The following is a 566-nucleotide window of genomic DNA, read 5'->3' as shown; positions in this document are numbered from 1 at the left end:
GCATGGACGGTTGAAGAAACGGAACAATTCTTAAAACAAGCTCATCGGGCCTACAATACAGAAGCAAACGACCTGCTGCTGACAGCTCTGGGCACGGCGATTCAAGAGTGGGCAGGCATCCGTCAGGTGCTTGTAAATCTGGAGGGTCACGGACGGGAAGCGATTTTGCCAGATATGGATATTACGCGCACAGTCGGTTGGTTTACCAGCCAATTCCCGGTGGTCCTGGATATGGGCGAGGACCGGAATGTGGGACAGCGTGTCAAGAACGTCAAGGAAGGGCTACGCCGTTTGCCGCATAAAGGGATTGGATACGGGATTTTGAGATATCTTGCTGACGGAGAAGGGAAAGCAGCTTTTGTTGCCGAGCCGGAAATCAGCTTTAACTATCTTGGCCAATTCGATCAGGATTTGAAGCAGAATGCATTCCGCATGTCTCCTTATTCTATCGGAGCTTCCATTAGTGACACGTTGACCAAGCGGTATGCTCTGGATATCAACGGTATGATCACGGACGGTGCCCTGGAGCTAACGATCAGCTACAGTAACAAGATGTTTATGAAAAA

1 protein-coding gene is annotated in these 566 nt (G+C 49.8%); it reads left to right on the top strand.

Annotated elements, in window-relative coordinates; translation table 11 throughout:
• Window positions 1-566, top strand: a 566-nt coding sequence (locus ABEW32_RS26515; protein WP_430193297.1) for a condensation domain-containing protein, incomplete at both ends; no start/stop codon positions are given.

The sequence above is a fragment of the Paenibacillus jamilae genome, from assembly GCF_050482105.1.
Classification (GTDB): domain Bacteria; phylum Bacillota; class Bacilli; order Paenibacillales; family Paenibacillaceae; genus Paenibacillus; species Paenibacillus jamilae_B.
This window is presented reverse-complemented; position numbering and strand designations above follow the sequence as displayed.